4 protein-coding genes are annotated in these 6243 nt (G+C 66.5%); 2 read left to right on the forward strand and 2 right to left on the reverse strand.

Annotation, left to right across the window (positions count from 1 at the left end):
• Positions 1–378: 378 nt before the first annotated feature.
• Positions 379–1860, reverse strand: a complete 1482-nt coding sequence (locus AWB83_RS35245) for an MFS transporter (RefSeq protein WP_087050221.1) — start codon at positions 1858–1860, stop codon at positions 379–381.
• 204 nt (positions 1861–2064) lie between these two features.
• Here AWB83_RS35245 and AWB83_RS35250 point away from each other — a divergent pair, with 204 nt between their 5' ends.
• Positions 2065–3327, forward strand: coding sequence for a TIGR03862 family flavoprotein (locus AWB83_RS35250; protein WP_087050222.1), 1263 nt, complete (start codon positions 2065–2067; stop codon positions 3325–3327).
• A 6-nt stretch (positions 3328–3333) separates the two neighbouring features.
• Here AWB83_RS35250 and AWB83_RS35255 read toward each other — a convergent pair whose 3' ends face one another.
• Complete coding sequence (locus tag AWB83_RS35255; protein WP_087050223.1) at positions 3334–4485, reverse strand: methyltransferase; 1152 nt, start codon at positions 4483–4485, stop codon at positions 3334–3336.
• Positions 4486–4656: 171 nt separating this feature from the next.
• Between AWB83_RS35255 and AWB83_RS35260 the strand changes: the two genes are divergently transcribed.
• Entirely contained in the window at positions 4657–5952 is a 1296-nt protein-coding gene (locus AWB83_RS35260) for an SGNH/GDSL hydrolase family protein (RefSeq protein WP_087050224.1), read from the forward strand.
• Positions 5953–6243 lie beyond the last annotated feature (291 nt).

Genomic DNA, 6243 nt, shown 5'->3' on the forward strand with positions numbered 1-6243 from the left:
GTCGGCCTGCATCACCGCGTCGAAGCGCGCTTGCCCGGGCGAGGCCGCGAGCGGGTCCGCGTGGGCGTCGGTGGCCGACGCGGGCGGGGGGAGGTCGAGGGATTGGGTGTACATGGCGGCACTCGCTCCTGGAAAGTCGCTGTCCGGCGATTATAAACCGACCGGACGGTCGGCAAATAGATTTTTGAGACGTGCTCGGGTAAATCCGCATGAGGCACGCGGAAACGAACGGCGGGAAAGCGCGCTATCAATCTAGTGAATCTAGTGCAGACGGGAGAGATGTGCCGAGCGTGACACGAAGCCCGAGGGGGACTTGAAGGGAGCGGCGGACATTGATCGCCGCCGCTCCAAAAGCGGGACTACAGGACTGGCAGACGCTTACGACTTTCGTTGCGCGGCGAAATCCTCCGCGTCGACGTCATAGCCCGACGGCTCCCAGCGCACCGCGAGCAGTGCGACGAGTCCCGCGAGCGGCGCGACGGCGATGATCCAGAACACTTTCGTGCCGAGCGCCGCCGACAGAACCGGGAACAGGAACAGCGAGACCGTCGAGCTGGCGCGCATCAAGGTCTGATTGAAGCCTACGCCGACACCGCGCAGCGACGTCGGATAGCTCAGCGATGCGAACGTCATGCTGTGCGAACCCGGTCCGACGCCCTGTCCCAGCAGGAACGCGGCGAGGAAGGCGACCGCGATGACGACTTCGGCGCCGGTAGAAGGTTTCCCGATGATCGCGAGCCCGACGAGCGCCACCAGCTGAAACGCATAGCCGACGACCGACAGCTTCCACGCGCCGTATTTCGGCACCGTGCGCACGGAGAACAGCCCGCCGGCGAACGCGAAGCAGAGGTTGAGCGCGAGCGACGCGAGAATCGTCGTGAGCATCGACTGCGCGAGAAAGCTCGAAATGATCACCGGCAGCCCGAACGCGACGGCGTTATAGGCAAACGACGAGGCGATCGCGATGATCGTCGCGAGCACGGTCCGGCGCAGATAGACGCCGCGCAGCAGGGCGCCGTAATTGCTCCACGTCGCGCGGCGGGTTTTCGGCGCGCTGGATGCGGCAGGCGCGGCATCCTCGACGCGCGCATCGATGCCGTACGAGCGCTTGAGAATCGCGGCCGCGCCCTTGAGATCGCCCTGATTCGCGGCCCAGACCGGCGATTCGCTCATGTAGCGGCTGCGAATCGCGATGATCGCGATCGCCGGAACCGCGCCGAAGCCGAGAATCAGGCGCCAGAGCCAGCCGGCGTTGTGCTCGGGCAGGACCGCATACAGGCCGAGCACGAGCAGGTACGAGACGCTGATCGCCGCGTACCAGACCGGACACCACATCGCGACGCGGGCTGCCTTGTTGCCGCGTCCCTGCAGGCGCGAGAACTCCGCGAGGAAGGCCATCGCCACCGGCAGGTCGATGCCGACGCCCAGCCCCATCACGAAGCGCGCACCGCCGAGCACCCAGGCGTTCGGCGCGAGCGCGCAGGCGATCGCCGCGACGACGAAAAAGAACATGTCGGCCATGAAGACGCGATAGCGGCCCACTCTGTCGGTGAGATAGCCGCCGAGAAACGCGCCGATGATCGCGCCGAACGTGATCGCAGCCGCGACGAAGCCGGAGCCGGTTGGCGTGAGCGAAAACTCGCGGGCGATGTCCTTCATGCCGAAGGCTAGCGCGCCGAGATCGTAGGCGTCGAGAAAAATCCCGCCGAGCGCGATGGCGACGACGATGCGGGCATCGCTGCCGATCGCGGCGCCGCGGTTGACGAGGCTGGAGACATCGGCGGCGCTTCGGATGACGGGACGCGGATCGCTGGCGGCGGCCCGGGCGGAAGTGCGGTCGGGCGCGAGGGAAACGGACATGATCGGGCTGATTTTGAAAAAAGTTGTTGAGGCAACGAATCGCGCGATCGTACTGGCCCGCGTGCGGTCGACCAAATTCTTTTTTGTTATTTAATGACTTACGCACGGCTGGCGGGCTCTTCGTGCGGTTCGAAGGCGGCCTGAACGAGGCCGCGGCCGCGCCGATGCGACAATGTCGCTCCGTTCCGTTCTTATTGATCAGCCATGTCGTCAGTTGAAAACACCGAATCGGTCGGCGTCGCGGTCGTCGGCGGAGGGCCGGCCGGGCTCATGGCCGCCGAGGCGCTCGCGGCAGGCGGCGCGCGTGTCGATGTGTTCGACGCGATGCCGTCCGTCGGCCGCAAGTTCCTGATGGCGGGGAAGGGAGGAATGAACCTCACGCATTCCGAGCCTGCCGATGCCTTCCTTTCGCGCTACGGCGCGCGCAGCGCGGACATCGCGCCGCTGCTCGCGCGTTTCGACGCCAGTGCGCTGCGCAACTGGGTGCACGGATTGGGCGTGGAAACGTTCGTCGGCAGCTCCGGCCGCGTGTTTCCCACCGACATGAAGGCCGCGCCGATGCTGCGCGCGTGGCTGCATCGGCTGCGGGCTTCGGGCGTGACGTTTCATATGCGTCATCGCTGGCTCGGCTGGGATGACGAGGGCGCGTCGATTTCGCGTTTCGCGACGCCGTCGGGTGAAAAGCGCGTTCGGCACGATGCGCTCGTGCTCGCGCCCGGCGGCGCGAGCTGGCCGCAACTCGGCTCGGATGGCGGCGCACTCGCGATTCTCGCGGCGCGCGGCGTGGCTGTGCGGCCGTTCGTGCCGTCCAATTGCGGCTTTGATGTCGGCTGGAGCGAGCACTTCAGCAGCCGCTTCGCGGGGGAGCCGCTCAAATCGGTGGCGATCGGCGTGCCGCGCTCGGGCGGAGCGTTCGACGCGCGCATCGGCGAATGTCTGATCACCGATCAGGGAATCGAGGGAAGCTTGATCTACGCGCTGTCCGCGCCGATCCGCGACCGGATCGCCGAAAGCGGAGGCGAGGGCGCGACCATTCTGCTGGACCTCACGCCGCAGCTTTCGGCCGAACGCGTGCGGGACGAAGTGCGGCATCCGCGCGGCGCCCGGTCGATGTCGAGTCATCTGCACAGCCGGTTGCATCTGACGGGCGTGAAGGCGGGCTTGCTGCGCGAGTGCCTGGGCAAGGAAGAATTCGCCGATCTCGACACGCTCGCCGCGCGGATCAAGGCGCTGCCGCTGCGCTTGTTGCGCCCGCGGCCGATCGAGGAGGCGATCAGCAGCGCGGGCGGCGTCGCGTTCGAATCGCTCGACGCGCGCTCGATGCTCACCGCGCTTCCAGGCGTGTTCTGCGCGGGCGAGATGCTCGACTGGGAAGCGCCGACCGGCGGCTACTTGCTGACCGCGTGCTTCGCAAGCGGGCTGGTCGCGGGTGAAGGCGCGCTCGCGTGGCTGGCCGGGCGCGGTTGATCGTTCCTACGCGGCGACGAGCCGCCAAAGCGACGTCACTTCCGCCGAGCGCGCGGCGTGAAGCGGATCGGTCTTGTCGGTCGCACGCGGATGATGCGGTTTGATGTCGATCCGTCCGTCCACTTTGAGACCCGCCGCGTCGATCCACTCCTGCAGCTGCGCGCGCGTGCGCAGGCCGAGATGCTCCGCGAAGTCCGACAGGATGAGCCAGCCTTCGCCGCCGGGCGTCAGATGCGCGGCGAGGCCGTCGAGGAAGCCGCGCAGCATGCGGCTGTCCGGATCGTAGATCGCGTGCTCGATCGCCGCGCTCGGCCGTGCCGGCAGCCACGGCGGATTGCAGACGATCAGAGGCGCGCGGCCATCGGGAAACAGACTGGTTTCGACCACGTCGACCTGAGCATCGAGACCGAGGCGCGCGATATTCTCCCGGGCGCAGGCGAGCGCGCGGGCATCGATTTCCGTCGCGACGACACGCTCGACGCCGCGACGCGCGAGCACCGCCGCCAGCACGCCGGTTCCGGTGCCGATATCGAACGCGAGCTCGCGCGAGGGCAGCGGCTGGTTCGCGACGAGATCGACATATTCGCCGCGCACGGGCGAAAACACGCCGTAATAGGGATGAATCCTGCCGCCGAGCGCCGCGATCTCGACGCCTTTCTTGCGCCACTCGTGCGCGCCGATCAGGCCGAGCACCTCGCGCAAGGACACGACCGACGCCTCATCCGACGGCGGCCCGTACGCCTCTTCGCACGCCTCGCGCACGTTCGGCGCGCGGCGCAGCGGAATGGCGTATTGCTCGTCGAGCGGCAGGATCAGCATCGCCAGCGTGCGTGCGCGCTGCGATTGCGCGAGGCGGTGCAGATTGAAGGCATCGACCGGAGACCCCTCCGCAGCGGGCTTTTTGGGCTTGCGTGGTTTGTTGTCGATGCGGCGAGCCATCGCCTGCAGCAACTGCCGGGCGTTCTGAAAGTCGCCGCGCCAGAGAATCGCGGTGCCCTCGCAGGCGAGCCGGTAGGCGTGATCGGCGGTCATCTGGTCGTGCCCGGTCACGAGGCGCTTCGGCGGCGGGTTGCCGCTCTCGGATCGCCATCGGGCGGAGCGGCTTTCTCCGTCTTCTTCCCAGTCGAGCCGTTGCGGTGCGGTGGTTTTCGGTTGCATGTCTATATATATTGATGCGCCGGCCGTCGGGGGCCGGCGAAAGATGAACTGGCTGCATTGTGAGGCCATTTCGGGCGCGCCGTTCCCGCACGCGTGTTTTCCGGGTGATTCGCGCGGCGGCCGCCCTGACACTTCAGGCACAATCGAGCCTTTTCCGAACGCCATCGCCGAATGAAACTCCGAGTTCTCGCCGCGATCTGCGCGGCCACGTTTGCCGCGCAATTCAACCTCGCGCCGCACGCGTTCGCCGCCGAAACCGCCGATGCGCCCGCCAGCGAACATTGGGTCAGCGCCTGGGGCACCGCGCTGCAGTCCATTCCGCAAGTGGCCAATCTTCCGCCGTTGTACAGAGCGCCGGATGTCGCGGGGCGCACCGTGCGTCAGCTGATCTACCCGCAAATCGATGGCAAGCGCATGCGCCTGCGGATCAGCAATCTTTACGGAACGGAACCGCTGATCGTCGAATCCGTGAGCGTTGCGCGCGCGACGAGCGGAAGCAGCGCCGCGATTCGCGCGGGAAGTGCGCGGCCGGTGTTGTTCGGCGGCCGCAAGAGCGTGACGGTCGCGCCGGGCGCGCAGATCACGAGCGATGCGGTCAATTTCGATGTCGAAGCACAGCAGCCGCTGGCCGTCAGCATGTTCATGGGGAAGGATCAGAAGCTCGTCGCGTGGCATCGGATCGCGAGCCAGGTGAACTACATCTCGACGCCGGGCGATCACTCGGACGACGCGTCCGCCGGCTCGTTCCGCACGCGCTTCACCCAATACGCGTGGCTGACCAACCTGGCGGTGGAAAGCCCGTCGGCGCAAGCGGTGGTCGCGATCGGCGATTCGATCACCGACGGCATGCGCTCGTCGCTGAACGCCAACCGGCGCTGGCCCGATGCGCTCGCGAAACAGGTCGCGCACAAGAGCGGCGGGGAGACGGTGGTCATGAACGCGGGCATCAGCGGGAATCGGCTTTTGAGCAATTCGCCCTGCTACGGCGAGGCGCTGGTGAGCCGCTTCGACCGCGACGCGCTGCGTCAGCCGGGCGTGCGCGCGGTAATCGTGCTGATCGGCATCAACGACATCAACTTTGCCGCGATGCCCGCGCATGCCGGACTCGACTGCGACGCGCCGCATACCGAAGTGAACGCGGATGCGCTCGTTCGCGGATATCAGCGGCTGATCGCGCAGGCGCATCAGCGCGGCATCAAGATCTACGGCGCGACGCTGACGCCGGCTTCGCTGCCGCCGGAGCGTGAGGCGATCCGCACGGCGGTCAACGAGTCGATCCGCTCGAGCCGCGCGTTCGACGGCGTGGTCGACTTCGATCAGGCACTGCGCGATCCGTCCCGCCCGAGCATGCTCCAGCGACGCTACGACAGCGGCGACCACATTCACCCGAGCGACGCGGGCTACGCGGCGATGGCGGCGGCCGTGCCGCTCGAGATCGTCAAGGGGACGGCAAAACCGGCGCGTTGAAGCGGCCGCCAAAAAAGTTGCTTCATTACCTTGTCATTCGTGCCTGCTTGGCCTAATATTCAGCCCCTCGTCGCAAGACGAGGAGCCGCCCCAGAAACGGGCGGCCTCCGAAGCCGACAGATTTTGAAGCGAAAGCAAAAAAGACTGTTGACAAGGAGAAAAAGATTCTTCATAATCTCGTTTCTCTGCTGCTGATGCAGCGACGCAAGACGGTGGTAAGGTGGTAGCGGTCTTGCGATGTGCTCTTTAAAAACTAACAGCCGATAAGTGTGGGCGCTTGATGGCGAGTGC

Origin of the sequence: Caballeronia ptereochthonis (assembly GCF_001545075.1) — a bacterium.
Lineage (GTDB): Bacteria > Pseudomonadota > Gammaproteobacteria > Burkholderiales > Burkholderiaceae > Caballeronia > Caballeronia ptereochthonis.

Bases quoted from the DNA above. Each gene is read 5' to 3' on its own strand.
- AWB83_RS35260 (WP_087050224.1), top strand. From the start codon at position 4,657: ATGAAACTCCGAGTTCTCGCCGCGATCTGCGCGGCCACGTTTGCCGCG.
- AWB83_RS35255 (WP_087050223.1), bottom strand. From the start codon at position 4,485: ATGCAACCGAAAACCACCGCACCGCAACGGCTCGACTGGGAAGAAGAC.
- AWB83_RS35245 (WP_087050221.1), bottom strand. From the start codon at position 1,860: ATGTCCGTTTCCCTCGCGCCCGACCGCACTTCCGCCCGGGCCGCCGCC.
- AWB83_RS35250 (WP_087050222.1), top strand. From the start codon at position 2,065: ATGTCGTCAGTTGAAAACACCGAATCGGTCGGCGTCGCGGTCGTCGGC.